The following is a 26,205-nucleotide window of genomic DNA, read 5'->3' as shown; positions in this document are numbered from 1 at the left end:
AAGGCGCCCGTCGTCGCCGCCCACCGACTCCATCCAGCAAACACCGCGCACCGCTGAGGGGTCCGGACCGAAGAATTCGGTAACACAGCCATAACGATCACTCGGCCGCTCTCCGACGGCGGACAGCCACCCGGCCCCGCCGATCAGGGCCAAGGCGGCCTTTGTGAAAGATCTGCAACATTCAACAATTTCTTCATGTGGCGATCGGGGCGCGAACTCGAGGCTAATCTTGCTCTCGGTGCCTCTCCCGTGGGAACGGGATGGGCGCGACTGACAGATCACTGTGCATCACGACCGCACCTCGCGGCGATGCCGAGAACGAGATGGAGTGCCGATGACCTACACGCTTCAGGCCGTTGAGAACTCGGATGAGAAGGTCAACCTGGTCAAGCGGTTCCGGACCGGGGTGCTCATCGTGGCCTTCGCCGCCGTCTTGGGCGGGCTGCTGTCATGGAACGAGCCGCACCCCATCGCGGTGGCGCTCGCTATCCTCATCGGCGGTGCCGGCATCCTCGCCATCGACACCGCACTGGCCTACCGCTCTTCGGTGCGACGCGCAAAAGGCTGAACTGCTCGAACCGCTGAGACACCGCAACACCCGCCGCCCGCCTCCAGCTAGCATGCTGAGTTGAAGCATGCCGGCGACAGGAGGTGAGCCATGACCAGTCACGACCAGAAGGCCCCGGGCATCGGGCTGCTCACCGTTCTCCTCGGCGCTGTCGCGGCCGGACCGATCCTGCTCTACGGCCTCAGCGCCACGAGCGATTCGATCATCGCCGAACTCGGCATCTCCGAAGCCCACTTCGGACTCTTGGCCACCACCTGCTTCGGTGCCGCCGCGATCGGCAACGCCACCTTGGGAAGGCTCGCCGACCGGCATTCCGATCTCTCGCTGATGGCGTTCATCTTCGTCCTCAGCTGCCTCGCCCTGCTGCTGGTGGCCGTGCCTGACGGATTCTGGATGCTCATCCTCGCCGCCGGCCTGTCCGGAATCGCCCAATCCTTCCCCAACGGCGTGACCAACCGGATCCTCCTCGAACGCGTCCCGACGACCAAACGCATCGGCTGGGTCGGCATCAAGCAGTCCGGAGTCCAGGTCAGCCAGCTCATCGCCAGCCTCGCCTTCCCCGTCCTCGCGCTCGGCATCGGCTGGCGCGGCGCGGCCCTGACCGTCGCCATCGTCCCGCTCATCCTCCTGGCGATGACCTGGCAGTCCCTGCGCACCACCCCGCTGCTGCCCGCGCCCAGCTCGCACGTGGACACCGCCGACGATTCCCCCGAAACGACTCCCGCCGAGGCGGTCCCCACCGGATCCGACACCGCCGAGACTACACAGGCCACCGCGACCCCCTCCGAGGCGGCCGACCGCAGCCCCGCCCCGACCCCTGACAGTCCCGCCAAGCATCCGGGCATGGTGTGGGCCTTGGCACTGTTCGGGCTGATCAACGGCATCGGCGTGCAGGCGACGAACGTGTACATGCCGCTCTTCGCTGTGCGCGAGATGGGCTTCTCCCTCGTCCTCGGCGGCGCCACGGCAGCACTGGCCGGCATCATCGGCGTCATCGCCCGCGTCACCTGGGCCAGACGCATGGCCAAGGGTGCCTCGGGCGCACACCTGCTGCTCGTGCTGGCCCTCATCGCCTTGGCCGGAGCGATCCTCTTCTTCACCGCCGGAGCCACCGGGTGGTCGCCGCTTCTGTGGCTGGCCGTGGCCTTCCACGGCATCTCCGCACTCGGCGTCTCCGTGGTGCTCATGGCCGCGCTCATGCGCGTCATCCCGGCCGCATCGATGGCCTCGGCCAGCGGCATGGTCACCGCCGGAATGTTCTTCGGCTTCGCACTCGGCCCGCTGCTCATGGGCCTCATCGTCGGCTCACCCGGCGGCTTCCCGCTCGGCTGGATCCTCGTCGGCACCACCTACGTCCTGTGCGTGGCGCTCGCCTTCATCCTCATTCGTGTCAGTGCCCGACCCTAGACGGAAATGAAAATCAGCGGGCGTTATGCGGCTCGAAAGCCACGCTGACGCTGAAGTGCAGAGTGGCCACTCCTCGTAGCGCTTCAATACTTCATTGTTTACACTTGACAACCAAGAGGGGTGAAAGCCAACTCGAAAGTGCAATAAGCAGCCTGCAGGTCAACGTGAGGAGTTGAGATGCACTATTTTGATCTTCGTTTCCAACTCAAACGGGCCGTTACTGATTCTGAGGCAATGGACTTCGGCGAGAAAGGTTTTTTCTTCGACGCCGCTGACAGGGTTCCGTACGTCACGGCAGACGTATCCGGTGACACGGCTGCAGGCGAGGCCCTGTACGAAGCGCACCGCAGATTGTGCGCGGAGGGTCTGGAAATTGAGCGTGCCGTTCCCAACCTCGTGGCCGTCAGTTCGATGGCTCACCGGTTCGGAGTCTCCCGGCAGGCAGCTCAGCGCTGGTCCAAGGCAGAAACGTTTCCGTTGCCGATCATCACCGACGGCACAAGCCTGTGGTACTGGCCGGAGGTGCGCTCCTGGGTCCAGTCGGAACGTGGCAAGAGCTCGTTTGATGATTGCCTGTACCCGTCGCTTGATGATTACACGCTCTTCAACGCGACCCTTCTCGGCGCTGGTGCCTCTGCAGCCTAGCCGCCCGACTCCTCGACCACCCGATCGGTGGCCAGCAGCGTTCGGTCCCCGGCGCGCAGAGTGCCCAGCCCTTCGCCGGTCAACACGTCCGGGATCGCCACGACGCCCGACCCATCGGCCTTGTACCCGCGGGCCAGGGAGCCCGTGGCCGCATTGTGCACGCGCAGCTTCCCGCCCTCACGCAGGTACAGCAGCCCGCCGGCCGCGGCCTCGAGGTGCACGGACTTCGGCACCGACACCGGCAGCTCGTTTTTCCCGAGGTCGTCGATGACGGTCAGGCCGGCCTTGCCGAGCGTGACCACTGCGGCCGTATTCGCATCGCGGGCAACCCCACGCGCGTCATCGTCGAGCAGATCACCCGAATCCCGATCGAAGACCGGCCCTACACCGCCACCGGCATCGAGGTGGATGAACCCCTCTCCGGTCGCCGCCCCCGCCGTCGGTGCGAGCTGATCGGCATCCCAATCGTTGTCCTTAAGCGAATGCTCCCACACGCTCTTCCCATCCTCGCTGGCCACGAGCTTGCCGCCGATGATGGACAGGATCAGACCCTGATATTCGCCGAGGCGGCTCACCCCATCAGCGTCCGCGCCGTCCGACTCCTCAACCGGTTGCCCTGTGGCCGGGTCGAGGACGACCGCTTCGTTGGCGGGTGCATCCTCGGGGGCGAAGACCGTGCCCGGGCCGCGCAGGGGACCGGGCACCTCGACAGGACCCCACGTCTTCTTGCCCGTCGTCAGGTCATAAGCGCTGGCAGTGACGTCCTCATCGCAGTCCGTCGTCGACTCCGAATCCGTGAGCACCGCCAGGGGCGTGTCCCCATCCGCGGTGACGGTGAAGCCGGTGCACCCGCTCGGGCGCTCGGCCTGCCACAGTTCGGTGCCCTTCGTGTTCACCGCCGAATAGGTCAGCGAGTCCTCGCCGGCATGGGCGGACAGGAAAGTCGAACCCGCGGACTGGACGGGCAGATCCCAGCCCGGTTCGACGAGCTCCAGGGGATCGACGAGCAGCGGCAGCTGCAGGTCCGAGGTGTCGGCGGCCTTGAGGTCGGTGCCGACTGTCTCCGGTGCGCGGTCGAAGTCCCCGGGATCATCGCTCAGGGAGCACCCGCTCACCACGAGCGCGAACACTGCCGCTCCGGCCGCGGTCGCAGCCAATCGCATTCGCCGCATCAGTGCCTCGCCTGAGAGCGACGCCGACGGCGGTCCTGAGTCGCCGATTCCGTCCGCGTCTCGTCGGGATCGGTCACCGATGATTCTGCCGCGGCACCCGCCTCGGCGAGGTTCTGCCGCATCCGGCGGCGTTCGTGGAGGAACCACCACAGGATCGCCAGCGCAGCGAGCACGCACACGACGATGATGTCCACGGTCGTCGACGACCACGAGCCGACCCATTCCTGCATCTTCGAAAGCGTTGTCGTCGACACCGGCGACGGTGCGGACACGAGCCCGTTCGTGGCCCAGAAGACCACGCCGACGGCGATGAGCAGCAGCCCGGTGATCATGGACACGACGGACAGCTGCCTGCCGAAGACGGTGACCGAACCTCCACGCAGAACCGACCGGGTCCGAGTGCCCACGCGGGTCCACAGGGCCGCGATGACGAACAGCGGCACGACCATGCCGGCCCCGTACACGGCGAGCATAATGCCGCCGAGGACGACGCTACCCTTCGTCGCGGCCAGGGTGAGCACCGCGCCGAGGATGGGCCCGGCGCAGACTCCGGCGATTCCGCTCGTGGCGCCGAGGAGGAAGGTCTTGGTCCACCCGGTCGCCTGCGCGGAGCGCTGCCGGGCGGCATCGGCTCCCGGCAGCATCTTGGCCGGGTCGAAGCCGAAGCCGAAGAACTGGACGATGCCGAGGACGATGAGGATCACCGAGGCGACGAGGACGATCGCTTCGCGGTGGGAGGTGAACAGCGCCCCGAGCGTGCCGGCGCCCATGCCCAAGGGGATGAGCACGATGAGCATGCCCACATAGAAGATGAGGCCGTGGAGGATCAGGCGCGAACCCGCTCCGACGGTGGAGCCGAAGAAAGCCGGCAGCAGGAGTGCGGCGCAGGGGCTGAGCAGGGCGAGGACTCCGCCGATGAAGGCGCTGATCAGGCTGATGTCCATCAGTTCTGTCCTTTCTTCGCCGTCTCGACGGCATCGACGAAGACATCCGTGGGCTGAGCGCCGACATACGGCTGCCCATCGAGGATGAACGTCGGTGTGGAGAACGCACCGAGGTCGGTGCCCATGGCGGCATTGTCCGCCACCGCCTCGGCGGTTTCGGAGGAGTTCATGTCCGTGGTGAATTGATCGGTGTCGAGACCGATCTGTTCGGCCACCTCGGTGAGGGCTTCGGGCGTGAGCTCATCGGGGGAGCGGGGCTTGCCGTCGGCGAACAGAGCATCGTGGAATTCCCAGTGCTTGTCCTGCAGGGCGGCGGCATACGCGGCCTTCGCCGCCTGCTCCGAGGCGGAGCCGAAGACGTTGACCTCGCGCCATTCGATGCGCAGGTCCCCATCGTCGACGTAGTCGAGCATCTTAGGCAGGGTGTCCTGGCTCCAGGCGGCACAGAAGGGGCACTGGTAGTCGGAGAACACGACGAGGGTGACCGGAGCATCGGTGGGCCCGTCCGACATCGGATCCGATTCATCGCTGGAGGCGACGTCGCCGGACTCGGACTGTTCGGGGTCGGCGACCTCGGTGACGACGACCTCGGATTCAGGACCGGTCCCTTCGGCCGTGGGCGTCGATTCGTCCCCTCCGCTGCGATCGATGACGAGGATCATGAGCACGAGGGCCACCGCGATGGCGCCCACCGTGGCGGGAATCCACCAGCGGTACCGCGGGCGCGGTGCCGCATGTTTGGCCATGCTCTCACTCCTCGATTACTAAGATGCTTAGTAAACTATAGGTCATCGATCTTACGGGTCGAAAGCTGCGGACCGACTTGCGCCGACACCGCCAGCCGGTCATCTCATCGTTCCGCGGCCGGGATGAGCAGGGGGCTTGCGGGATCGCCGACGAGTCGGGCACCGGTCTCAGCGATGTGGTGCGGTGCCCCGAATTCTCCGTAAAAGGGCAGCTCCTCGGCGGTATCGAGGGGCTGCCCGTTCTCGGCAGACCTCGCCTGCGTGGCCTCGCCCGCGTCCTGGGCGCCGGATTCGGTGACGACGAGCCCGGCACCGACGGCGGTGAGCTCATCGTCGCCGTCCAATGGCACATCCCAGCGCTTCGTCCCATCGAGGTCGAAGCCGTGCAGCTGCTCGTCGCTGGTCACCAGTGTGCGGCTGCGCGAGTCGATGCCGGCGCCATCGATACCGGTGGCGACGGTGTCTCCTGACCGCAGGTCGATCAGAGTGCGCTGTCGGCCCTCACCGCCGATGAGTGCGTGGGAGTTCCCGACGGCTTCCCACGGGGTCTCGCGAGCCTCGGGCGCCGTGAGTCCGAGGTCGGCGACGGGGCGAGTCCAGAGCCGCCGACCGTCGAGGTCCTCGCCGATGAGCTGCTCACCGTCTGCGAAAACGAGGTGAGTGTTCAGGAGCGCGAGGATCCGCGGTGACTCGTCGCCTTCGACGGCCAGTTCCGCTCCGCTGGCGGGATCGAGCGCGGTGCGCGGGCCGCCGGTGCCGATGAAGTCCTCCGGCGGACCGGCGAAGACGAGGCCGCTGCCGAGCAGCGGTCCGGGCACGTCGACAGGCCCCCAGAGCATGTTCCCCGTGTGGAGATCGAAACCGGACGCCGTCGTGGTCAGCGAGCTGGATCCGGACTGCTGGTCCATGAGCACAGCCACCGGCCCGTCCGCGGAGTCGCTGACGAGGAAACCGGAGCACACGCGCGGCCGCTTCGCCGACCACAGGATCGTTCCATCCGAATCGACGGCACGGAACTCGAGACCGGAATCGGCCTCGTGCAGTGTGAGGAACACGCCCTCGGCTTCCTGAGCGGCCGCATCCCAGCCGGGATCGACGATGCCGGTGCCGCCCTGCCCGGCGCCGGTGGTTCCCGGGGCGTTGGTCTCCGTCGAGTGGAGTGCCTCGGCCGGCGAGTGCACCGGCTGAGGATCAGTCGATTCGCTGTTGGCATCAAGACCCGAGCAGGCGGTCAGCGAGCCCAGGATGAGCAGGCAGACAGGAAGGGCCATGGCGAGCGCCGCGCGGCGGGTCATGTCTCAGCCCTCGGCTCTCAGCTCTCGGCCCGGGCGAGCGCCTCATCGACCGCGTCGGTGAACTGTTCGGTGGGCTGCGCGCCGAGCAGCGGCTTGCCGCCGATGATGAATGCCGGGGTGCTCGAAACACCGATCGACTGCCCTTCGGCAGCGGCGTCGTCGAACTCCTCATGGGCCTCGGTCGAATTCATATCGCGCTTGAATTGCATCGGGTCGAGACCGAGATCCTCGCCGAGGCTGACGAGCGAGTCATCATCGAGCTCAGACTTCGGGCGGTGCTCGCCGCCGTCGAACAGGGCGTTGTGATAATCCCAGTACTCATCCTGCTCGCCGGCGGCGAAGGCGGCACGAGCGGCCCGTTCGGATTCCTCGCCGAAGACGGCCAGATCGCGCATCTCGATGCGCAGGTCCCCGGAGTCGACGTAGTCCATCATCGCCGGCAGGGTCTCCTCGTTCCAGGTTGCGCAGTAGGGGCACTGAAAGTCCGTGTACATGACGAGGGCGACCGGAGCGTCGACGTCACCGATTGCATTCGCCTCCGCGGAGTCCCTGTGCTCGACGAAGGACAGGTCGACATCATCGTCGGCGGATTCGTTCTGCGCACTCGAACTCTCTTCCTGGGCGTCTGCGTCAGAGCCGCCCTGGTTGGCGATGACGATGCCGATGACCACGGTGGCGAGGACGATGACGGTCAGCGGGACGAGCCAGAACATGGGGCCGCGTTCGGTGCGAAGCACAAAAGCCTCCTGAAGGTGAGGGCGGTGGAGCGTGATCGAGTCGAAGCCGATCTGTTTGCATCAGTCTATTTACTATGAAGCATAGTATACTAATGTGCATAGTAGACTCGTGTCGTTCACCGCATCGCAGAAGGGGCTTCATGCTCGTCAGTGCTTTCAAGGACGCCTACCGCGGCCTCCTGCTCTGGGACGCCAGACGCATCGGTGCGGCGGTCGTCGCAGCGGCAGGCTCCGCTGTGGTCATCGGCCTCGCGACGGTGCTCATTCCCAACTCCCTCTTCGCCCGCGACATCCCGCCCGTGTGGTGGGACTACCCGGTGTGGATCCTCACCGCACTGCTGCTCGGAATGCTCATCGCCACCTATGTGCGCACCCCGGGGCCCGCCTCTGCGAGGGTGTCGAGCGACCGGGACTCTGCGTCCGAGGGACGCTCGAATGATCCGGAGGCCGCCTCAGAGCGTCGGTCGGGTGTCCTCGGCGGCGTGGGCGGAGTGCTCGGCTGGTTTGCCGTCGGGTGCCCGGTGTGCAACAAGATCGCGCTGCTCGCACTGGGCTACACTGGCGCCTTGACCTACTTCGCACCCCTGCAGCCCCTCCTGGCCGCGGTGTCGGTCGTTCTTCTGCTCACGGGTGTGATCATCCGCCTCAAGGGCCAGTACTCGTGCCCTGTTCCCTCGCCCGAAAGGAGCGTCCGCTCATGACTGATGCCGACGACCGGGGCGGGACCTCCTCGCCGATTCGCCTCGGCGCCCTCGAAAAACAGGTGATGGGCCTGCTGTGGGACCACGGACCGCTGACGGTTCGCCAGATCATCGAGCTGACGGGGACCGAGCCGGCGTACACGACGATCGCCACCGTGCTGACCAACCTCGAGCGCAAGGGACTCGTTGATCGTGAGCGTCACGGCCGCTCGGTCCTCCACGTTCCCGTCGTCAGCCGCGAGCAGCATACCGCGCGGATGATGCAGGCAGCCTTGGTCGACGGCGGCGACCGTGCGGCCTCGATCCTCCACTTCGTCGAGGGCATCGATGCCGCCGACATCCGGCTGCTGCGCGACTACCTCGATGCGAAGGGCGCTGCCGAATGAGCCTGCTGATCAGCGGAGCCTGCGTCGCCGCGCTCGCCTTTATCTTGGCTTGGGCCGGTCCCGCCCTCGTTCGCTCTGCCGCACCGGTCCTCATGCGTGTGCCACGCGTCGCGGTGTTCGCCCTCCTGTCCCTACCGTTGCTGTCCTGGGCCGTGGTCTCTGCGCTCAGCCTCATGGCGGCCTGGCTGCTCAAAGGTCCCGATGTGCTGCCGATGCCCATCGGCGACGTGTGCCAGCGGTGTCTCAATGCTGCGAACCCTTTAGGTGGGGCTCAGGTCGACACGCTCGTCCCGGTCGTCCTCTTTCACCTCCTGCCTCTGGCACTCACCCTCGGATTCCTCATCCGCGGTGGGCTTCTGGCCAGGCGGCGGCATCGGGAGAACGCTGAGACGGCTCGACTTCTCGGCCGGGAAGCCGTGGACATCCAGGTGGCCGGGCGAACCGTCAAGACCGTGGACGGCCACCGGCATCTGGCGTTCTCCCTGCCGCGCAGGTACGGGGGAGTGGTGCTGTCGGCGAATCTGTGTTCGGCGCTGGAGCCCGGCGAGCTCCAGGCAGTGCTCGAGCACGAGAGGGCGCATGTCGAGCAGGGCCACCACGCGATCATGGCCCTGGTGGAGGCCTTCGTGCGACCGCTGCGGTTCATCCCGCTCTTCGCGGAGGTCGCCGCCTCCGTGCCGCTCTACCTCGAGATTGCTGCCGATGATCGGGCGCGGAGGGTCGCAGGGACTCCAGCGCTGGCCAGTGCCCTGCTCAAAATCGGGCCCCAGGTGAGAGAGGGCAGTCACCTCGGCGGTTCGTATGCGCTGAATATCGCCGGACCCGACCGGGTCCGGCAGCTTGTCGCGCCCGTGAGGATGGCTCCCGGGCTGCTTCCGACTGCGGCCCTGAGCAGTGCGCTCACCGCTTTCTGCGTCCTCTCCTTCTCGGTCATCGCCACCTATGTCGGAGTTCTGCTCACCGGCTGCACTCTGCCCTGACGGCGAGCGGCACCTGGTTCCGGAAGTGGTCATTGGGCCCTGAGCGGTCTTCCCTGTGTCTGCCCCTCGACCTACAATAGAACGCATGTACGAATCCGAGGTTCGAGGGCAGGAGCAGGGGCAGGACCGTGGCCAGGAGCTCGAGGGCGAGCAGGAGTATGAGCTTCCGGCGTGGATGGTCCGCTACCGGAACTTCAAGACACTGGGCGCCTATGTCTGCGGTGAGTTCATCCGCTTCTACCTCACCACCGGCTGTGAGCAGATCAGCTACACGCATTCGCAGATCACCGAGGGGCTGCCGAACTATTCGTGCCGACTGACCTCCGAGGACGGAGCGGTGCTTCTGCTGCCGCTCGATGACTGGGTCGAGCGCATGGAGGAGGTCCGTCCCCTCGTGCGGGAATGGCTGGGGGAACATTCGGACCTCAAGGGCTACCAGCGGGAGAAGTCGCACTATCAGGGCGATCCGTATTGGTTCGCCAAATGGCAGGAGGCCAACCCCTGGTGAGCCTCATCGGCCAACTGCCCCGTCGGCTAACTGCGGAGTCGACACCGGGCGGGGCGGCCGCAGTAGAATCGAGGGCATGCGCAAACGTGTCGTCATCATCGTCTTGGCCGCCGTGGCGGTGCTCGGCCTGATCGCCAGCATGCTCAACGGTGCTCCTGCCTGATCGCTGACGCTGACCGCTGGTGCCGAAGCGGTCAAGCTGGTGCTGCAGCGACCGGTCTCAGGAGTTCTGCTTCGTCCTCCGGTCGCTTTCCTTTTCGAGGGCGTCGACGAGTTGACTCTTCGTCATCGTTGACCGTCCCGCGATCCCGAGTTCCCTCGCCTGCTGGTAGAGATGATCCTTCGTGGCGTTGGCGTTGACTCCGCCGGCCGTTTCACGGTCGGTGTTCTTTCCGCCGGCGCTCTGTGCGTCCGAGGGACCGGGCGTTTCCTTGGCCACCCATTCGTCGCCGACCTTCTCATAGCTGTGCTTGAGAGCGGCATAGGCGACCTGGTGCGCTCGCTGCTCATCGCCGTATTCGGCAAGAGCCGAGTCAAAGGCCTTGGCGAAGGTCCGCTGAGCCTTACTGCTCGACTTCTTCAGGGTCGAGGGCAGTTCGGAACTCTTCGGCTTACCTGACTTCGTTGTCTTCGGCATGGTGGAACAGTTTCCTTCCGTCTGACGTTGTCACTCAGGGTAACGCTGTCGCCCCGTCCGACGACAGGACTTTCACGGCTTCGGCACCGAGGTGCTGCCCGGATGAGTCGCTCACTCACACGGATTCGCGGATGTCGCGCGCCGAGGCGACATCGTCGACGATGACGACGATGTGACGCAGGCTGGTGATGAGGGAGCCGTAGATGGGCCAGGAGGTCGTCGACAGTCTCCTGTCCTGAGAGATGCTCGCCGACAGTTTCTCGAGGCGGTCGAAGATCGGACCGACCTCGGCATCCGGATCAGCGATGGAACGGCCCGCATCGGCGACGATCGCCGCCCATTCCTCCCGGAACTCATCATCCCAGTCTCTTTCGGCCGACGAGGCATCGCGCAGAGTTCGGGCGAGGTTGCGCAGATGCGAAATGCCCTCATCGGCTCTGAGCAGGATGTTCTCATAGCTTTCCTTCTCAGGTGCCTCTCCTGCACTCGACTGGCGATTTCGCCGTTCCGCATGGATCGCCGTCCGCGGATTGACGCGGCGGCTCTCGCGGGCGAACCGCACGGTCTGCCAGGCCGAGTCGAGTTCACGACTCATCGCTTCGGTCCTCTCGAACCAGTCCTCGGCCGAATCCGTGTCCCACGAGCTGGTGAACTCTTTCGACATGTCGATGAGGACTTCACCCATCTGGCGGTTCACACTGTCGATGTAGCGCTTCGCTTGGCGGTCGCGCAGGGGCGGAAGCACGATGAGATTGACCGCGATGCCGACTGCTACGCCGAGGGCGATCTCGAGCAGCCGATCAGCGAGCAGCGGCTGCTGCGAATCGAAACCGGAACCGAGAACGAAGATCGCCGTCGTCGCGATCGCGACGCCTTCGTCACGGATCCACGACAGTCGGGCACCGGCCAGACCGACGAGCATAGCCAAGGCGAACGTCCACAGGCCGACTCCGAGGTAGCTGCCGATGAGGAAAGAGACACCGACTCCGATGGCCGACGCCACCGTCGTCTGCACTCCGCGAGACAACGACCTGTAGACCGTCGCGTGCACGGTCAGCAGTGCGGTCCATGGAGCGAGGAAAGGCATCTGGCTGTCGAGCACGTTGTCGGACAGCCACCAGGCACCTGTGGCGGCGATCACTCCCTTGGCGATCTGGAGCAGATCGGTGGTGAACTCGGGCCGCCGCAGGAAATTCGTCGGTGAGCCGTTGTGGGGCATGGCTGGCTCCTCGCCTCGAAATGGTCAGAACAATTCAGCTCCGGCCTCAGTGTAAAGGCTCATCTTCGAGTTGTGGTCGGGTGAAGGTGGTGGGAGGACGGACGAGTTAGAGTGAGCAGATGTCTCCACTGAGAACTCAGTCCGTCGGCCGTTTCGACCGTCTGCGGCGCCTCGTGCCCTGGGCGGCCGCAGGTCTGGCCAGTGCAGTCCCGGCGACGGTCGCTGTTTCGATGGCCGTCGATCTCATCCAGAAGCGGGGACGGAAGTCGCGGGTGGCACCTAGGCCGGGAACATTCAGTTCGCAGGTCAAGGACTCCAAGCTCGACATCTACACCGATGGCTCAACCCTGTATGAAGACATGCTCGCCGCGATCGACTCCGCGCAGGAATCGATCCTCATGGAGACGTTCATCTGGAAGAACGACGAGGTGGGGCAGAAGTTCATCGACGCCTTCAACGCAGCCTCTGCCCGCGGCGTCGACATCCACCTCATCTATGACGGGTTCGCCAATCTGGCTGTCCCGTCCTCTTTCTACCGCCAACTGGCCGCAGATATCCATGTGTTCCGAATGCCGACGGTGACGAGGAAGTTCTGGAGAGGGCCTCTGCGCCATTCAGGATTCGACCACTCGAAGATCCTCGTCGTCGATGATGGTGTGGCCTTCGTCGGCGGGTTCAACATCGGGTCTCTCTATGCCCGGCACTGGCGTGACACCCATCTGCGCTCGGTTGGCACCGGTGCATGGGCGCTGCGACAGTCCGTCGCGCAGGTGTGGAACGCCTACCACCCTGCGGACGAACAGATCTCTTGGGTCCGGCCCGCTGCTTGGGAATCGCAGGTGCGAGTCTCGGCGAATCTTCCGATCCAACTGGTCTACCCGATTCGCAATATGTACATCAATGCTTTCGCCCGCGCACGGAAGCGGATCTGGCTGACGACTCCCTATTTCATCCCCGACCAGCAGCTGCTGCGATCCCTCATCGAGGCGTCCGAACGCGGCGTGGATGTGCGGCTCATGGTGCCGCAGCAGTCCAACCACATCCTCGGTGACTGGCTGTCCCGAGGCTTCTTCGAGCAGCTGATCAACTCGAAGATCACGGTCCTGCTCTACACCGCGAGCATGATCCATTCGAAGGTCGCTACGGTCGACGGCGAATGGTCGACGGTGGGCACGGCGAATATCGACAGATTGTCGCTGTCATTCAACTACGAGACGAATGTCGAAGTCATCGATGCCGATTTTGCGGCCGAGATGGAGAAGGTGTTCGACAGCGATTCTGCGCATTGCACCGAGCTCGGCAGGGACTGGCTCAATCGCCACCGGCTGACGAAGCTGGCCGAACGTGCCCTGGTGCCGATGCGCCCCTGGCTCTGACGCTAACCCTACTGCGAAGGGTACGACGGGTGGACCGCCCGTTCGTCGCTGCCGTGACCGGGGGTGAGATCTCCCAGCTGAGAAGGCCGCAGAGCGGTGAAGTCGCCGGCGACCTCCACCGAGGTGACACGTGCTGTGGTGCACACGTGATCGCCGCCGTCGTCGAGCATCGTGATGCGTTCGACGATGAGACGGTTGGGCAGGTCTGCGAGCAGCGGCACCCCATCCTCGGTGACGGTGAAGTCAAGACCGGCGAACTTGTCCGTCTCCGATCCGGAGAGCGCCCCGAAATGCCGGGCCAGTTCGCGATCCGCGGTGGTGAGGAAATGCACGGCGAAGTGGTCCGAACGCAGCGCCACCCGGTAGGTGTGGTTGGCTTTCGACAGCCAGAAGCAGTAGTGCTCCGGATCGATGCTCGCCTGCGAATGGAAACCGACCAGACAGCCGGCCCGTTCGCCCTCCGCCGAGGTGGTGACGACGATGAGTGGGGAATCGACCGACCCCATGAGGTCCTCGATGGTGTTCATGAGCCATTTCCGTCCGGCGGTTTCGCCTCGTAGCGGAGGAAGAGGGTGTCATCGGCGACCATCGTCGACTTCAGCGAGAACTGTGCGATGTCGGCTCCCGGCGGCGCGACGCTCACGGGCAGCGCATCGCCGCCCATCATCGGTGAGATCGACAGGCACAGCTCGTCGAGGCGGTCTGCGGCGACGAGCTCCCCGAGCCACCGGGGTCCGCCTTCGCACAGGACGACCCGGTAGCCGAGACCGGCAAGGGCCTGCAGAGCGGCGGCTGGTTCGACCCGCTCCTCACCGGCGATGATGACCGTGGCCGCCTGTTCGGCGGCCGCCAGCCGCACTGGATCGGCCTTGGCGCACGTGATGACGATGGTGCGTGCGTGTTCGGGTGCTTCGGCGAAGACCTGTGACGACCAGTCGAGGTCGAGGCTGCGACTGACCACCGCCACCGGCGGCATCTCGGACTGTCCCCGCGTTCGACGCTGCGCTCGGGCGGGCTCGCTCAGCCGCATCGGCGCATAGCCTTCGCTGCGGACCGTCTGCGCGCCGACCATGACGACATCGGCGATCTGCCGCATCCGCCGGAACAGATCCTGGTCGGGTTCTGTCGATAGTGCGCCGACGCGTCCGTGGATGGCAGCCGTCCCGTCGAGACCGGCCACCATGTGACCGGTCACCCAGCATTCGTGCCGCGGCTGGGAGCGGTTGACCTCGAGATAGGGTGTCAGCGGGTCCGGGATCGGGGCGCCGCGTTCGAGAGGCTCCATTCGTGCAGTCTACTCAACGTCGCGGGCACTCGCGGCGGTGATTTTCCGACCCTCTCCCGGATCCCGCTGTTTGATCATCGGTGCGAGGAACTCAGTCAGTCCAGGCGTCGTCGGTGAAGTAGCCGTCGATGAACCCGGGCAGGCGATGCCCGTCCTTCGCCGTCTCGAGGGTGTACGGGGCGACGTGGAAGCCGGCCTTGTCGAGCTCGCGCATCTTGTTCGTCGGCAGGTTCTTGCTCGGCCCCACCCATTCGATTCCGGCGTCCTTGATCTCGGCCGGGGATTCCTTCGGCATGGTCGAACCCATGAGGTAGAGCGAGGTGTATCCGCGCTCGGCGATCGTCTTAGCCGCTTCGAAGTCGAAGGACTGGACGACGAGGGAATCCTTCAGACCGCGTTCGTCGAATTCGTCGAGAACCCGGTCGACCTCCTCGGGGGTGGCCCCGGGCTTGATCTCGGGAACCATGACGACCTCGCCGCCCATTTCGTCGAGGAGTTCGTCGAGGGTGACGGTGGCGGCGTCCTCTCCGCCGGCCGGGTGCTTGATCGTGGCCGAGTCCCATTCCTCACGGCTGAGGTCCCGGATGGGTCCGGTCACGCCGTTGAGGGTGCGGTCTGCGGTGTCGTCGTGGATGAGGACGGGGGTGCCGTCTTCGAGGAACTGGATGTCCATCTCGGGGAGGAATCCGTCCTTCGCCGAGGCGGTGAATCCTTCCATGGATTCTTCCGGATAGACGTTGGAGCCGCCTCGGTGGGAGATCGTGGTCGGGAATTCGATGTCGGCGACCTTGTCCGGGGCGGTGAATCCGCTGGGGGAGCCGAGTCCCGGTGCGTCACCGGCGGATCCGAGCCCGGTGGCTGCCGCGGGGGCGAGGCCGGCACCGAAGGTGGCCGAGGCCGTGAGGACTGCAGTGGCGAGAATCGTGAACGGACGGGTGCGTGTGGATGTCTCTCTCTGTGTATTCACGTCCGTGACGCTACGAAGCGCAGGCGACCTTGCGGCAAAGGTGCTGTGAACGTCATCGGCAGAGTGGGCGAACGGGTGGAAAATCAATGACCTCGCCGAGGCGGCCGACGACTGCCGTACGCCCGGATTCGCGGGCATCGTGGTGAGGAACGTTCATCCCTGGTTTCGAACTCGACCGGACTCTATTCTTTGCGCTATGGTCACCGACCCCGTCCTCGACAACGTTCCCGTCGACCCCGACAGCACTGGGGGTCGCCAGGATGAAGCGGTTCTGCACAGATACGATCGCCCGGTTGCGTACTATGTGTGGGCGACAGTGCTGCCGTGGGTGTTCTGGTTCACGGCCGCCTACCTCAGTCATCTGCCGGAGCAGAATCGAGCTATGCTCGTCGCGACCTTGGTGCTGTCATTGGCGGGCCTGTTTTCCCCTCTTGCCGTGGTCATTGCTTTTGTCCGGCATCGGCCGGAACTGCGAGCCGACATCGTCAGCAGGTTGAGGTGGCCGAGTTCGGCACGGTGGCCGTTCCTCGTTGCGGCTGTGTTCCTTGTTCCCCTGACCCTGATGGCTGCGCAGGGACTGTCCCTGTTCTTCGGCTACGATCCCGGGCAGTTCAAATTGCGGGGAGGGTTCACCTTCTCCACAGGGCTGATGCCGGTTTGGGTGACGCTCATCGGGGCCGCCGTCATCGAAGAGCTCGCCTGGCACAGCTATGGCACTGACACCTTGGTGAGGAAGATGCGGGTGTTCTCGGCATCGATGCTCTTCACACTCATCTGGGCGCTGTGGCATGTGCCGCTGTCGTTCATCGACGGCTACTACCAGAACGAGGTCGTCGAATCCGGGGTGCTCCAGACCTTGAACTTCCCCGTTTCGATGGTGGCGTTCGTGCTCGTGATGAACTGGCTGTACTTTCGGTGCGGACGCAGCATCTTGGTTCCGGTGGTCTTTCACGCTTCGGCGAATATGTCTGCGGAGATCTTCATGACCGACCCGGACTCGAAGCTCATTCAGACCGGCCTGATGCTCGTCATCTCGATGATCATCCTCGTCAGGGAGCGCCGTCTGTTCTTCGACCGGCCGGCACTCCCTGCCGGATAGTCAGTTTCCGAATGCCTTCTTCGTCTGTGAACGAGCGGCGAAGGCCATGATGATGAGGAAGATGCCGAAGATGATCGTGTAGATCGCGATGATCCAGGCCAGAGCGAGAAGTGCGGCTCCCGGGTTGGAGAAGACGACGATGAACATGATGATCGCGAAGATGATGTCGAGGACGCCGAGGATCTTTGACCAACCCCGGAACGTCTTCGACGCCACGCTGAGGATGCCGCGGATGAGCATACCCGAGGCCATCATCAGGAGGATGACGGCGCCGCCGATGACGACGAAGGTCAGAGGCACAACCATAATGATGATGCCGCCGATGATGTAGGCGATGCCGCCGGCCATCTCCCAACCCCAGGAGAGATTCTGTCTGCGTGCGTGGATGGCATGGATGATTTCAAAGACGCCGTCGACGGCGAGCCAGGCGCCCATCAAGATTCCGAGGGTGAGCGCCATTGCGGCGGGTGCGCTGAGAATTAGGATGCCGAAGAGGACTGCGAGGATGCCGCGGATCAGTACCGCCCAGAAAGCGCCTTTGCCGAGCTCGGTCATGAGTGAACGGACCGTGCCCGAAGGATTAGTGGGGTTCTGGGGTGTGGCCATGATTCCTCCTGCCGACAAGTCTTCTGGTCACTGCCAGTCTATGCTCGCTGTATTAGGCGGGGAGGTGGGGGTGCTTTCTCGGCACCTTTGTCCACTTCTTGTCTCGGAAAGACACCGACCGCTCCGACTAGGACCGTCGGTTTTCAGGGGATCGGCTGCTCTCCCTTCGGCAGAGGGAGATCGACCAAGAGGCTGTTGATCGCCAATACCTGCGAATAGATGGTCTTTGGGGCCACGTCTGGATGCTTCACGATCTCCGGATTGTCGGAGCTGAAGATCGTCAATAGGTCGTTGATCGGGTGCACGATTTCACCCGTGTAGGAATACTGCGGTGATCTCGAAGACGTGACAATCACAGAGTCTCGGGTTTCAGTTCGCAGATCGGACTCGACCTGGTCGACGAGCTCTGTGAACACTTCTTGCTTGGTGCGCGGGAAAACACCACCGGTGGTGAAGTGATAGTCATTTTCGTTCTCTACGTACCAGGCGTCGGAGAGGATGGGGTCGACCGCGACGAACTTCCAACCCCCGGTCAGCCCGTGGAACAAAGCCCCGGTTCCGCCCTTCGAGGCGCCGAACAGGACGACATTGCGTGAACTGATTCCATGGCGATCGATAGTCGACTTGATCAGGTTCTGGATCCTCGTGCTGTTGTCGGGGAGGAAACTCGTGTTCAGGTAGAACGCTCCCTTGACTCCGCCGACGTCTGCAATTCTCAGGATTGCTGTGTTCCGTGGAACATACTTCATCAGGGTGGCGAAAGACGGACGGAAGTACCGAATCAGGCGGGGCTTCGAATTGATCGGTGACATGATGACCACGAGGCGTTCGACTTCGCCCGAAGGGGGAGCCTCGAACTGGTGGACGATGCCCTCCACGGACGCCTCGAATGTGCCGTCTTTCACTGCGGGCCAATGATGAACAATACGATCGTGTCTGACGAAGCGGCTCTCATCAGTTGTGTTGTAGTACAGGGAATAGCCGAGATTGGTCAGGGTCAGCAACAGGTCCTTGGCAATCGTGTTCTTCAGCGACAACTTCATCATGTCGACATCCGGCTGCTCGACTGACGACGTGTCGACTCGAAAGTAGCGAGGCAACCCGTTGTTGTCCGTGACCATTGAGTCGATTTCATTGGGCTGTGTCTGGAGCGTCAGCCATAGGATGTTGTTCTTCACAACGGACCTTTCGAATAGTTCGAGGTGTCACTTGTGCGCATGCTCAGCCAGCTTCTTCCAGAAGTGCGATGCTCCCGGGAACATCACCACTTCGTCGAATAGTGAATCCCCGAACACGCGACGGTATTCGCGCTTGTACATGTCAGACAGAAGACTGTCTGGACGTTCATCGGATTTCCGAGTTCTCCGAAAAACCGACGTCAGTCGTTCCCAGAACGGTGTTGTCCTCTGCTCCTGGCGTGCATCCCGCGAAGCATCTTCCGGACTTCGAGCATGACGTTCCGCCGTTGTCATGGCCATCTCATAGTCGTTTCGTGCTACGACCGATACCGAGAGGCCCAACTTTCTGATCTGTTCCATCGCGGTCTCATTGGACTTCACCGAATGAGCGACGAACAGAGTCACATCCTTGTCGCCAGCTTCGGCCGCGATCCGTACTGATTCTAGGAAATCTCTGGTCTTCTTTCCTTTGTCGAGACGCGCCCCCCAAAATATGATGCTCGGGCGCTTGCGTGTTTCAATCAGTTTGGTGTTGCCGGTGTCTCCATGAAAGAACCATCTGATCGTCCGATCGGAGGCATGTCCGTCGTCGTGGGGTACGAATTTCGACTGTGCTTGTCGGTACTTCTCATCGGGTGAAAACGTGTCAGCTGTCAGGTCATTGACTGTCGCAATCAGCTCGTCACTTGTTGTGACGATCGGGCCGGGAAGCTCACTCTTATCGAGCAAGAGTCCACGCTCTTCCTCATACGCGTCATAATCGTAGAGGTAGTGGACGATGGGTTTATTCGTGGCTAAGAAGTCGAAGAAAATGCTCGAGTAGTCTGAGATGAGCAGATCGACGACGGCAAGCAGCTCGTTGGTGACAATACTGGGCGGCGGCACAATGATGTTGCCGTAGTCGACATTCTTTATGTGCCTGAGCATGATGTGGTGAGCTTGGAAGACCACATTTGCGTCAAGCTTGGTCAGGCTGTCGATGTCCCTTTCGAGCTGTTCCGCGTCGAAACTAGCTGAGCCCTTGTTCCCGCGCCAAGTCGGCGCGTATAAGACTGTCTTCTTGTCGGGGTCGAGCCCCAGCTCGCTCCGTATACGGCTTGCCCGTTCCTTAGGCATGTTCAACGTCAGATCTTGTCTGGGATAGCCGACCTCGGCCATTGATCCGGAGAAGACGCCGCGCAGAGAGAACCTCGACAGCTCGGTCTCGGTCATGAACGGGCAGGGAGTGAGAACATGGGTGGCCTGTAACAGGTTGTAGACACTTCCCGCAGCTCCTAGTAGCGAGTCTTCGGTTCGGCCCAACGCTTTATAAGCAATCCCATGCCATGTGTTGAGGTACTTCTGATCAGCTTTGCGCACAAAGTGATCGGGCAGCAGGGAGTTGCCGATGATGTACCCGGCCAGCGAAAGGAAATACATGTGAGCGTCGGTGCTGCGGGTGACAAAAGTGACTCGCGGCTCGTCTTTGAGTTCCTCCGGCACCAGGTCCTGAGACCGAACTGACCACACGTGGTGATAATCGCGAAACTCAGGGTCATCGAAGATACGAGCAAATAGGGCATAAGGAGAGTCCATCATTCGAGCGCCGGACATGCTCTCGTAGAAGATCACTGTGGCATTCGTCGGGACGGACTCGTTGTATTCGGCCTGCCGAGTCTTCATCTCTTCGACGTTGCGCAGCTTCTTCTTCCAAAACTCGTCGCCAGTTGTTCGACGATGGTGCAGGAGGCCCTTAGGCGCTTCTCGGGTTATGCGGCCTGGCACGTTTGGGCTCTCCGATCGATTGTTGTTGAGCTGGCGGGCGCTATACGACAAGCCTTGGATTGTTGGTTCTCTCCAACCGCTGCGCCCTGGCTTCATGTCGTTGCCGACGTCAACTCTGTCCGCCGTTAGAATACCTAACGACGAAAAATTCACTACACATTTGATCGCCGTCGGCCCGGCGTTCATCATGATGGGTCACCGAAACTGATTTGGAGCACTGTGCACTTAGGACCTCAGGCAAAGCAAGCTCTGTTGAAGACACTTCCGTCGGCGATGTCGGCCTACCTCCGCCGGGAGCGTGTCCAGTGGGCAAAGCAACTGCGGCAGAACAGAAAATCGCTTTCATCTGCGGTGAAGTCACGGGCGTTCGTCAAAACCCTGTCAGCCCCGGTGCGCAAGAAGACGATTGTGTGGGAATCGTTCTCAGGAAACGGCGCACTCTGCAACCCCGAAGCACTCTTCCGGCAGATGATCGAAGATCCGCAGTACCGACAGTTTCGTCATACCTGGGTCCTGTCGGCTAAAGCGTGGGATTCGCCATTTCGCGCCGAGTTCGCAGATCATCCACGAGTGGACTTCGTCAAGTACAGGTCAACTAGCTATTTCGAGCGGTTGGAAAGCAGTCAGTACCTTTTCAACAACGCAACCTTTCCGGCTGAATTCATCAAGCGGCCTGACCAGACTTATGTCAACCTGTGGCACGGCACTCCGCTCAAGAAGATGGGCTACGACATCGAGAACGGTGCTGACGGCGCCAGGAATGTCCTGCGCAACTTCATGTCAGCCGACTATCTAGTCTCCCAGAATTCATTCATGACGAACGAGATGTACCTAGGTGCATACAAGCTGGCGAATGTCTACGACGGCGCGATCATCGAAGAGGGTTACCCGCGAACTGACTCGATGTTCGGGTCCAATGCGGGCAGCCAGGCCAGAAAGGCACTTCGCGGACGAGGTATTGAGACTGATGGCAAGAAGGTCCTCCTCTATGCGCCCACGTGGCGTGGTGAGTCGTTCTACAAGCCGAACGCGGATGCCAATCGGCTGAAGGCAACGGTTAGGGCTCTACGAGAGCGTCCTGAACTTCAGGACTGGGTCGTTCTTCTCAAAGCCCACCAAGTCATCTTCGACCAGCTGATCGACGATCCCGAATTCGCAGAGTTCCTGATCCCCAATGACGTGCCGGCGAACGAAGCGTTGGCGATGTCTGACATGTTGCTGACGGACTACTCGAGCATCTTCATCGACTATCTTGCGACAGGTCGGCCGATCGCATTCCACATCCCGGATTCTGACAGCTATGCGAGTGACCGCGGAATGTATCTCGACCCGAGCGAGCTTCCCGGCCCCACGTCGCGCACCGACCAGCAGCTGGTGGAGAACATCGTCGATATGGTCGATGCCGAGCAATTCAGATCGGCGTTCCCGCGAGAGAATGAACGCTATTCCGAGTTGGCGTCGAAACTGAATGCCAAGGACGACGGAGGAGCCGGATCTCGCATCCTCGACGTCATATTCGGAGAGAACGAAGCCAAGTACAACGTCAGACGTGGATTCAGTGACGGCCGTAAGAAGCTGGTCATATATCTTGGCGGGATGATCACCAATGGGATCACTTCCTCCGCGCTGAACCTGCTACACAGCATCGACAGCGATCAATACGATGTCACGGCCTTCTTCTATCGTTCCGGGCAGCGCGATCGCAAAGAGAACGCCGCAATGATCCCTGGACACGTGCGGCAGGTGATCAGGGATGGAAGCATACTTCAGCTGCCCTTGCTGGGCAGCATGAACGACCTTGAAAATGCGAGTGTCGAAGAGCTTCCCGAAAGCGATAGTGCTGAAACCATCTGGGATTGGGAATGGCGACGGATCTTCGGACATGCTCAATTTGACGCAGCTGTCGATTTCAGCGGCTACTCCTCCTACTGGACTCGGATAGTTGCGCACGCGACCGCGCCGCGGAAGGTGATTTGGCTGCACAACGACCTGGTCGCCGATGCTGAGCGCGAGGTCAACGGCGTGCGACCTCATTTTCGGAATCTGACTGGAGTTTTCAAGCTCTATCGAGATTTCGACGCACTGGTCTCTGTCTCGCCCGACTTGGACAGAATCAATCAGAAGAGCCTCGGCAGGTACGTTCGAGGTCAAAAATTCACCAGCGCACGTAATACCATCAACATTGAGCGAATCCGTTCCGGTACTGGCGGATCAATGGCGAGTAACTGTGCTGCAGGGGACCACTCACTTCAGAATCTGGGCGACGCCGTCAAGGCGCTCGGGCAGTTCTATTCATATGACGAGATCATCACCGAGGCATCCAGACAGCGCAGTCTCTCGAGTTTCGTAGGCGATAACGGTGGGGCGACCTTCGTCACGGTAGGCCGACTCTCACCCGAAAAGAACCACGCAAGACTGATCAGGGCATTTGCAGAGATCGCCGCCGAGAAACCAGACGCGAAGTTGGTGATCATCGGAGAAGGTCCGTTGGAGAGCGAGCTGAAGCAGTTGGCGGTTTCGTTGGGTATCGCCGGTCAGGTGCAGTTCACCGGTCGACTGCGAAACCCGTATTCAGTGATGTCCGCCTGCGACTGCTTTGTGATGTCGAGTGACTATGAAGGGCAGCCGATTGTCATCCTTGAAGCCAGAGTTTTGGGATTGCCGATTGTGACCACGCGATTCGGCTCTGTCGAGAGTGCCATGGAAGGCAGCGGAGGGCTCATCGTCGACACGGACGAAGACGCGCTGGCCGAAGGTCTGAGGAAGTTCCTCGACGGGCAGATCCGCGCTCGTGCGTTTGACGGGGACGATTACAATCGCGCGGTCATGAAGGAGTTTGTCGAGGTGGTCTTCGGAACCTCCGAGGAAACTGCCGGGGAAGAGTCGCCGGTGACCCGACCGCTCACATCCACTTCTTGACTCGGAAGACGACGTAGAGCACGACACCCAGTCCGAGCATGAGCCCCAGAGCCATCGGGTAGCCGAAGGCCCAGTGGAGCTCGGGCATATCGTCAAAGTTCATGCCGTAGATCGCGCCGACAAGGGTGGGTGCGAATAGGATCGCTGCCCATCCGGAGATCTTCTTCATGTCCTCGTTCTGGCGCTGAGCGACGAGCGTGGAATTGACGTTGAGGATCTGAGACAGGGACTCGCGAAGCTCTCCGGCTTCGGCAAGGACTCTGGTGAGATGATCCGTGACGTCATCGAGGTAGGCACGAAGGTCGTCGGGAATTGCGTACTTGGTGGCCCCATTGCCCAGCGCTTGCGTCAGCCGAATGAGGTGGGTGGAGTTGTGCAGGACGTCGATGACTTCTTGGCTGAGGAGATAGATGCGCTCGGCAGCAGCAGTGTCCCCACTGAATACCTGTCTTTCGATCCCGTCTTTGTCATCCTGCAACCCGTCGAGAACTGGGAAGTATCCATCGACCGCGGTATCGAGCAGGCGGTAGATGAGTGCCTCCGGACCAAGCGCGAGAAGTCCACGGTCTTTCGTCCAACTGCGCTTCTCGTTCGTGAAGTACTCCTGGATTCCCGCTGTGTCCGGCGGAATCAGAGTGCCGTCGATGAAGCGGTCTCCCTGACAGATGATGACGAGCGCATCGTCCTTCATAAGCAGATGGAACTCGTTGAAATCGACTTCCTCTTTCGCGTCGATATAGACCGCTGATTTGAGGACGACGAAGAGCACATCGTCGTAGCGTTCGACCTTGGCACGCTGGTTGGCGTGGAAGAGGTCGTCGACGAGGACCGGGTGGAGATCCCACGCCGAGGCGATCTCGGCCAAGAGTTCGGGAGAGGACTGGGGGATGATGACCTGAGTGATCGCGCCAGGTGAAGTCGAGGAGCCATCCTCGGAGATACGCACTGCCACGGCCTCGGCAAACGACTTGGAAGTGATAAGCTCCTGCGGTTCGCTGTGGACGATGCGACGACTGAAAAGGGTTGCGGCTCGTTGGCCTTGTGAACTTGGCAGGTGCACTGCACGCTTGCGCAGAGTCGGACGTTCGAACCGGTGACGGTTTTGTGCTGACATGTTGTTCTCCTCGCTGGCTCCCACCCAAAGTTAGCCGATGGACGCAGAACTAGTCGATGACCAGCAATGACTCTATTCATCTCGAACGGAGGTCGAGTTCAGGTCGGACACAGACAGCCGTGCACAATAGATTGCATGACCTTCCTACCGGCAGATCTGCCGCACACCGCAGTCCGTGGCGCCACGTTTGCGCAATCGGCGGCGAAACTCGCTGCGCTGAGACTCCGCGAGCGTGTTCGCGAATCGAGACTGCCGGACGCATTCAACCCTCGCGAAGATGACGATTTCGTCGCGGCCGCCTACTTTGCAGGAGATCTCAGCTCGGTCTACCAGCTTGAACAGTGGCTATGGCCTTTCGAGCAGTTGGAAGCGCGTCTGAAAGAGCTCGGCTTTGGTGACAAGCCTTTCGGCATCATGGTCCGCAATGCGACGGTTGCCAAATATCTCAAAGGCACCACGACTTTCCCGATTCGATTCTCTCGCCTGACCAAGGGCCTGGACGACTTTATGCAGGCCTCAAACTTGCGAGCTGTCTTCTATGTCAACCAGGCGACCAGCAACTTTCAATCGCTCCGATACCCGGAACCTGCACACGTGCACCTCAGCCACGGTGAGAGCGAGAAAATCTCGATGATCTCCAATCAGCTCAAAGGCTATGACTTCGTATTCACAGCGGGGCAGGCGGCCAGAGAGCGCATCAAGCAGACGCTGTACGGGATGGGCGACGATCGGATGTTCGACGTCGGACGGCCCCAGCTGGATCGGCCCCGCACCGTTCCTCAAGAGTGGGAAGATTTCAAGGCCACGAATCCCGATGGAAAAGCCGTGTTCTATGCACCGACATGGGAAGGTGACTCACCGTCGATGGCCTATGGAACCATCGCGTTCAATGGAGAAGCCATTGTCACAGCCCTGCTCGATGCTGGATATCGGGTGATCTTCCGGCCACATCCGCGAACTGGAGTCATGCGCCATGATTTCGAAAAGGCGCTGGAAGCGGTGGAAGAGATCGTGCAGTCCGACCCCAGAGGTTTCCGGGACAACAGTCCGGACGTGTCATGGCAATTGGATGAGGCTGATATCGCAGTCGTCGAGATGACCTCGGTGGCATTTGATTGGTTGTCGTCGGGGAAGCCGCTGGTCATGGTTCAGCCTCACGAACCAGATGCAGAGGTCCTCGAAGGGGGACTGCTGGAGAGGTGCCCGACCGTCGAACCCGGTAAGCAGAACGCTGTCGTCGATCTCATCGATCTGGCGGTTTCGCGAGGTGGTTCAGTCGACGCCCTCGCTCAGCTCTACCTCGGCGATACTGCGCCTGGAGACCAGACCGCAAGATTCATCCGTGCGAGCGAACGCGTCATCGAGCTGCGTAGCGAAGAACACCGGCAGAAAGCCGGCCGGTGAGTCGTATTACATTTTCTTAATTTGAAGTTACAGAATGGTAAACTTACGCGGGACTAATTCTGCGGCTCATGATTTGAGCAATAAACACTGGACGGATTCAGCAATGAAACGAGTCATTACGTACGGAACCTTCGACCTGCTCCATTACGGGCACATTCGACTGCTCCAGAGGTGCAAGGACCAGGGCGACTACTTGGTAGTGGCCCTCTCCAGTGACGAATTCAATGCAGGCAAGGGCAAGAAGTCCTACTTCTCCTATGAAGAGCGCAAGCACATGCTTGAAGCCATCCGTTATGTCGACCTCGTTATTCCCGAGGACAATTGGGAGCAGAAGGCCACCGATGTTGAGAAATACCACATCGATACCTTCGTGATGGGCGACGACTGGGAAGGCGAGTTCGACTTCCTCAAAGACAAGTGCGAGGTCGTCTACCTGCCTCGCACACCTGAGATCTCGACGACACGGATCAAGAGCGAGCTGGGCAAGTCCTGACCGTGACGGCGCGGGCTTCGCGCTATCGTGACTGGACACCATCATGGATCTGAGA

Annotated in this window: 26 protein-coding genes; 12 read left to right on the top strand and 14 right to left on the bottom strand. The window is 61.9% G+C overall.

From position 1 onward, the window contains the following. Window positions 1-334: 334 nt before the first annotated feature. The 3 genes from BEP01S_RS16385 to BEP01S_RS16375 all read left to right on the top strand — a co-directional run bounded on the left by BEP01S_RS16385 (window position 335) and on the right by BEP01S_RS16375 (window position 2,620). On the top strand, window positions 335-568 hold the full coding sequence (locus tag BEP01S_RS16385) for a hypothetical protein (protein WP_062245538.1): 234 nt from the start codon (window positions 335-337) through the stop codon (window positions 566-568). A 90-nt stretch (window positions 569-658) separates the two neighbouring features. Then, the gene (locus tag BEP01S_RS16380; RefSeq protein WP_062245536.1) at window positions 659-1,975 is read left to right on the top strand and encodes an MFS transporter; all 1,317 of its coding nucleotides are present in this window, start codon (window positions 659-661) and stop codon (window positions 1,973-1,975) included. A 177-nt stretch (window positions 1,976-2,152) separates the two neighbouring features. Beyond that, the gene (locus BEP01S_RS16375) at window positions 2,153-2,620 is read left to right on the top strand and encodes a helix-turn-helix transcriptional regulator (RefSeq protein ID WP_062245533.1); all 468 of its coding nucleotides are present in this window, start codon (window positions 2,153-2,155) and stop codon (window positions 2,618-2,620) included. Here the strand turns inward: BEP01S_RS16375 and BEP01S_RS16370 are convergent. The 5 genes from BEP01S_RS16370 to BEP01S_RS16350 all read right to left on the bottom strand — a co-directional run bounded on the left by BEP01S_RS16370 (window position 2,617) and on the right by BEP01S_RS16350 (window position 7,514). Continuing rightward, on the bottom strand, window positions 2,617-3,783 hold the full coding sequence (locus tag BEP01S_RS16370; protein ID WP_062245532.1) for a hypothetical protein: 1,167 nt from the start codon (window positions 3,781-3,783) through the stop codon (window positions 2,617-2,619). The two genes, BEP01S_RS16375 and BEP01S_RS16370, sit on opposite strands and share 4 nt — an antisense overlap. Before the next feature lie 8 nt (window positions 3,784-3,791). After that, complete coding sequence (locus tag BEP01S_RS16365; RefSeq protein WP_083532791.1) at window positions 3,792-4,736, bottom strand: cytochrome c biogenesis CcdA family protein; 945 nt, start codon at window positions 4,734-4,736, stop codon at window positions 3,792-3,794. Then, window positions 4,736-5,482, bottom strand: coding sequence for a DsbA family protein (locus BEP01S_RS16360; protein WP_062245530.1), 747 nt, complete (start codon window positions 5,480-5,482; stop codon window positions 4,736-4,738). Before BEP01S_RS16360 ends, BEP01S_RS16365 begins: the two co-directional genes overlap by 1 nt. Before the next feature lie 104 nt (window positions 5,483-5,586). Continuing rightward, window positions 5,587-6,777: a hypothetical protein gene (locus tag BEP01S_RS16355; protein ID WP_062245527.1), complete on the bottom strand. Its 1,191-nt coding sequence runs from the start codon at window positions 6,775-6,777 to the stop codon at window positions 5,587-5,589. 17 nt (window positions 6,778-6,794) lie between these two features. Further along, window positions 6,795-7,514, bottom strand: a complete 720-nt coding sequence (locus BEP01S_RS16350) for a DsbA family protein (RefSeq protein WP_218004352.1) — start codon at window positions 7,512-7,514, stop codon at window positions 6,795-6,797. A 140-nt stretch (window positions 7,515-7,654) separates the two neighbouring features. On the opposite strand from BEP01S_RS16350, the gene BEP01S_RS16345 reads away from it, so the two are divergent. From BEP01S_RS16345 to BEP01S_RS16330, 4 genes are all read left to right on the top strand, one after another. Further along, a complete protein-coding gene (locus BEP01S_RS16345) occupies window positions 7,655-8,215 on the top strand; it encodes a hypothetical protein (protein WP_062245523.1) in 561 nt (186 codons plus the stop codon). Next, window positions 8,212-8,601 (top strand): BlaI/MecI/CopY family transcriptional regulator, encoded by a 390-nt coding sequence (locus BEP01S_RS16340; RefSeq protein ID WP_062245521.1) that lies wholly within the window; start codon window positions 8,212-8,214, stop codon window positions 8,599-8,601. The genes BEP01S_RS16345 and BEP01S_RS16340 overlap by 4 nt, the downstream gene beginning before the upstream one ends. Further along, window positions 8,598-9,581, top strand: coding sequence for a M56 family metallopeptidase (locus BEP01S_RS16335; RefSeq protein ID WP_062245518.1), 984 nt, complete (start codon window positions 8,598-8,600; stop codon window positions 9,579-9,581). The genes BEP01S_RS16340 and BEP01S_RS16335 overlap by 4 nt, the downstream gene beginning before the upstream one ends. A gap of 85 nt (window positions 9,582-9,666) precedes the next feature. Beyond that, the gene (locus BEP01S_RS16330) at window positions 9,667-10,089 is read left to right on the top strand and encodes a hypothetical protein (protein WP_244882310.1); all 423 of its coding nucleotides are present in this window, start codon (window positions 9,667-9,669) and stop codon (window positions 10,087-10,089) included. Window positions 10,090-10,309: 220 nt separating this feature from the next. Here the strand turns inward: BEP01S_RS16330 and BEP01S_RS16325 are convergent, their stop codons facing one another. Then, window positions 10,310-10,726, bottom strand: a complete 417-nt coding sequence (locus BEP01S_RS16325; protein WP_062245515.1) for a ChaB family protein — start codon at window positions 10,724-10,726, stop codon at window positions 10,310-10,312. A gap of 115 nt (window positions 10,727-10,841) precedes the next feature. Further along, entirely contained in the window at window positions 10,842-11,945 is a 1,104-nt protein-coding gene (locus tag BEP01S_RS16320; RefSeq protein WP_062245512.1) for an FUSC family protein, read from the bottom strand. A 119-nt stretch (window positions 11,946-12,064) separates the two neighbouring features. Here BEP01S_RS16320 and BEP01S_RS16315 point away from each other — a divergent pair, with 119 nt between their 5' ends. Next, the gene (locus BEP01S_RS16315; protein ID WP_157070601.1) at window positions 12,065-13,321 is read left to right on the top strand and encodes a phospholipase D-like domain-containing protein; all 1,257 of its coding nucleotides are present in this window, start codon (window positions 12,065-12,067) and stop codon (window positions 13,319-13,321) included. 8 nt (window positions 13,322-13,329) lie between these two features. Here BEP01S_RS16315 and BEP01S_RS16310 read toward each other — a convergent pair whose 3' ends face one another. From BEP01S_RS16310 to BEP01S_RS16300, 3 genes are all read right to left on the bottom strand, one after another. Beyond that, complete coding sequence (locus tag BEP01S_RS16310; RefSeq protein ID WP_062245509.1) at window positions 13,330-13,848, bottom strand: flavin reductase family protein; 519 nt, start codon at window positions 13,846-13,848, stop codon at window positions 13,330-13,332. After that, window positions 13,845-14,606: a pyrimidine reductase family protein gene (locus BEP01S_RS16305; RefSeq protein WP_062245506.1), complete on the bottom strand. Its 762-nt coding sequence runs from the start codon at window positions 14,604-14,606 to the stop codon at window positions 13,845-13,847. The genes BEP01S_RS16310 and BEP01S_RS16305 overlap by 4 nt, the downstream gene beginning before the upstream one ends. Window positions 14,607-14,697: 91 nt before the next feature. Next, on the bottom strand, window positions 14,698-15,573 hold the full coding sequence (locus BEP01S_RS16300) for a glycerophosphodiester phosphodiesterase (RefSeq protein WP_062245503.1): 876 nt from the start codon (window positions 15,571-15,573) through the stop codon (window positions 14,698-14,700). A 196-nt stretch (window positions 15,574-15,769) separates the two neighbouring features. On the opposite strand from BEP01S_RS16300, the gene BEP01S_RS16295 reads away from it, so the two are divergent. Next, window positions 15,770-16,672: a CPBP family intramembrane glutamic endopeptidase gene (locus BEP01S_RS16295; protein ID WP_218004351.1), complete on the top strand. Its 903-nt coding sequence runs from the start codon at window positions 15,770-15,772 to the stop codon at window positions 16,670-16,672. On the opposite strand, the gene BEP01S_RS16290 is transcribed toward BEP01S_RS16295, so the two are convergent. The 3 genes from BEP01S_RS16290 to BEP01S_RS16280 form a co-directional block, all read right to left on the bottom strand. Beyond that, entirely contained in the window at window positions 16,673-17,278 is a 606-nt protein-coding gene (locus BEP01S_RS16290; protein WP_062245500.1) for an HdeD family acid-resistance protein, read from the bottom strand. It lies immediately after the preceding gene. A 143-nt stretch (window positions 17,279-17,421) separates the two neighbouring features. Beyond that, window positions 17,422-18,456, bottom strand: a complete 1,035-nt coding sequence (locus tag BEP01S_RS16285; protein WP_157070600.1) for an XcbB/CpsF family capsular polysaccharide biosynthesis protein — start codon at window positions 18,454-18,456, stop codon at window positions 17,422-17,424. A gap of 27 nt (window positions 18,457-18,483) precedes the next feature. Then, on the bottom strand, window positions 18,484-20,409 hold the full coding sequence (locus BEP01S_RS16280) for a CDP-glycerol glycerophosphotransferase family protein (RefSeq protein WP_083532790.1): 1,926 nt from the start codon (window positions 20,407-20,409) through the stop codon (window positions 18,484-18,486). A gap of 63 nt (window positions 20,410-20,472) precedes the next feature. Here BEP01S_RS16280 and BEP01S_RS16275 point away from each other — a divergent pair, with 63 nt between their 5' ends. Beyond that, window positions 20,473-23,139: a glycosyltransferase gene (locus BEP01S_RS16275; protein ID WP_167348291.1), complete on the top strand. Its 2,667-nt coding sequence runs from the start codon at window positions 20,473-20,475 to the stop codon at window positions 23,137-23,139. On the opposite strand, the gene BEP01S_RS16270 is transcribed toward BEP01S_RS16275, so the two are convergent. Then, window positions 23,123-24,253: a magnesium and cobalt transport protein CorA gene (locus BEP01S_RS16270; protein WP_062245489.1), complete on the bottom strand. Its 1,131-nt coding sequence runs from the start codon at window positions 24,251-24,253 to the stop codon at window positions 23,123-23,125. The genes BEP01S_RS16275 and BEP01S_RS16270 overlap by 17 nt on opposite strands. A 135-nt stretch (window positions 24,254-24,388) precedes the next feature. Between BEP01S_RS16270 and BEP01S_RS16265 the strand changes: the two genes are divergently transcribed. Then, the gene (locus BEP01S_RS16265; RefSeq protein ID WP_062245486.1) at window positions 24,389-25,657 is read left to right on the top strand and encodes a CDP-glycerol glycerophosphotransferase family protein; all 1,269 of its coding nucleotides are present in this window, start codon (window positions 24,389-24,391) and stop codon (window positions 25,655-25,657) included. 103 nt (window positions 25,658-25,760) lie between these two features. After that, entirely contained in the window at window positions 25,761-26,150 is a 390-nt protein-coding gene (tagD, locus tag BEP01S_RS16260) for a glycerol-3-phosphate cytidylyltransferase (RefSeq protein ID WP_062245484.1), read from the top strand. Window positions 26,151-26,205 lie beyond the last annotated feature (55 nt).

It is taken from the genome of Brevibacterium epidermidis NBRC 14811, from assembly GCF_001570805.1.
GTDB lineage: Bacteria > Actinomycetota > Actinomycetes > Actinomycetales > Brevibacteriaceae > Brevibacterium > Brevibacterium epidermidis.
The sequence above is the reverse complement of the archived record's forward strand: the minus strand, read 5'-3'. Positions and strand labels throughout refer to the sequence as shown.

What these genes read in the sequence shown, in the direction of transcription:
- tagD (WP_062245484.1), top strand. Translation starts at nt 25,761, where the DNA reads ATGAAACGAGTCATTACGTACGGAACCTTCGACCTGCTCCATTACGGG.
- BEP01S_RS16335 (WP_062245518.1), top strand. Translation starts at nt 8,598, where the DNA reads ATGAGCCTGCTGATCAGCGGAGCCTGCGTCGCCGCGCTCGCCTTTATC.
- BEP01S_RS16325 (WP_062245515.1), bottom strand. Translation starts at nt 10,726, where the DNA reads ATGCCGAAGACAACGAAGTCAGGTAAGCCGAAGAGTTCCGAACTGCCC.
- BEP01S_RS16270 (WP_062245489.1), bottom strand. Translation starts at nt 24,253, where the DNA reads ATGTCAGCACAAAACCGTCACCGGTTCGAACGTCCGACTCTGCGCAAG.
- BEP01S_RS16365 (WP_083532791.1), bottom strand. Translation starts at nt 4,736, where the DNA reads ATGGACATCAGCCTGATCAGCGCCTTCATCGGCGGAGTCCTCGCCCTG.
- BEP01S_RS16320 (WP_062245512.1), bottom strand. Translation starts at nt 11,945, where the DNA reads ATGCCCCACAACGGCTCACCGACGAATTTCCTGCGGCGGCCCGAGTTC.
- BEP01S_RS16355 (WP_062245527.1), bottom strand. Translation starts at nt 6,777, where the DNA reads ATGACCCGCCGCGCGGCGCTCGCCATGGCCCTTCCTGTCTGCCTGCTC.
- BEP01S_RS16375 (WP_062245533.1), top strand. Translation starts at nt 2,153, where the DNA reads ATGCACTATTTTGATCTTCGTTTCCAACTCAAACGGGCCGTTACTGAT.
- BEP01S_RS16290 (WP_062245500.1), bottom strand. Translation starts at nt 17,278, where the DNA reads ATGGCCACACCCCAGAACCCCACTAATCCTTCGGGCACGGTCCGTTCA.
- BEP01S_RS16305 (WP_062245506.1), bottom strand. Translation starts at nt 14,606, where the DNA reads ATGGAGCCTCTCGAACGCGGCGCCCCGATCCCGGACCCGCTGACACCC.
- BEP01S_RS16345 (WP_062245523.1), top strand. Translation starts at nt 7,655, where the DNA reads ATGCTCGTCAGTGCTTTCAAGGACGCCTACCGCGGCCTCCTGCTCTGG.
- BEP01S_RS16360 (WP_062245530.1), bottom strand. Translation starts at nt 5,482, where the DNA reads ATGGCCAAACATGCGGCACCGCGCCCGCGGTACCGCTGGTGGATTCCC.
- BEP01S_RS16370 (WP_062245532.1), bottom strand. Translation starts at nt 3,783, where the DNA reads ATGCGATTGGCTGCGACCGCGGCCGGAGCGGCAGTGTTCGCGCTCGTG.
- BEP01S_RS16380 (WP_062245536.1), top strand. Translation starts at nt 659, where the DNA reads ATGACCAGTCACGACCAGAAGGCCCCGGGCATCGGGCTGCTCACCGTT.
- BEP01S_RS16330 (WP_244882310.1), top strand. Translation starts at nt 9,667, where the DNA reads ATGTACGAATCCGAGGTTCGAGGGCAGGAGCAGGGGCAGGACCGTGGC.
- BEP01S_RS16340 (WP_062245521.1), top strand. Translation starts at nt 8,212, where the DNA reads ATGACTGATGCCGACGACCGGGGCGGGACCTCCTCGCCGATTCGCCTC.
- BEP01S_RS16280 (WP_083532790.1), bottom strand. Translation starts at nt 20,409, where the DNA reads ATGATGAACGCCGGGCCGACGGCGATCAAATGTGTAGTGAATTTTTCG.
- BEP01S_RS16265 (WP_062245486.1), top strand. Translation starts at nt 24,389, where the DNA reads ATGACCTTCCTACCGGCAGATCTGCCGCACACCGCAGTCCGTGGCGCC.
- BEP01S_RS16310 (WP_062245509.1), bottom strand. Translation starts at nt 13,848, where the DNA reads ATGAACACCATCGAGGACCTCATGGGGTCGGTCGATTCCCCACTCATC.
- BEP01S_RS16315 (WP_157070601.1), top strand. Translation starts at nt 12,065, where the DNA reads ATGTCTCCACTGAGAACTCAGTCCGTCGGCCGTTTCGACCGTCTGCGG.
- BEP01S_RS16385 (WP_062245538.1), top strand. Translation starts at nt 335, where the DNA reads ATGACCTACACGCTTCAGGCCGTTGAGAACTCGGATGAGAAGGTCAAC.
- BEP01S_RS16295 (WP_218004351.1), top strand. Translation starts at nt 15,770, where the DNA reads ATGGTCACCGACCCCGTCCTCGACAACGTTCCCGTCGACCCCGACAGC.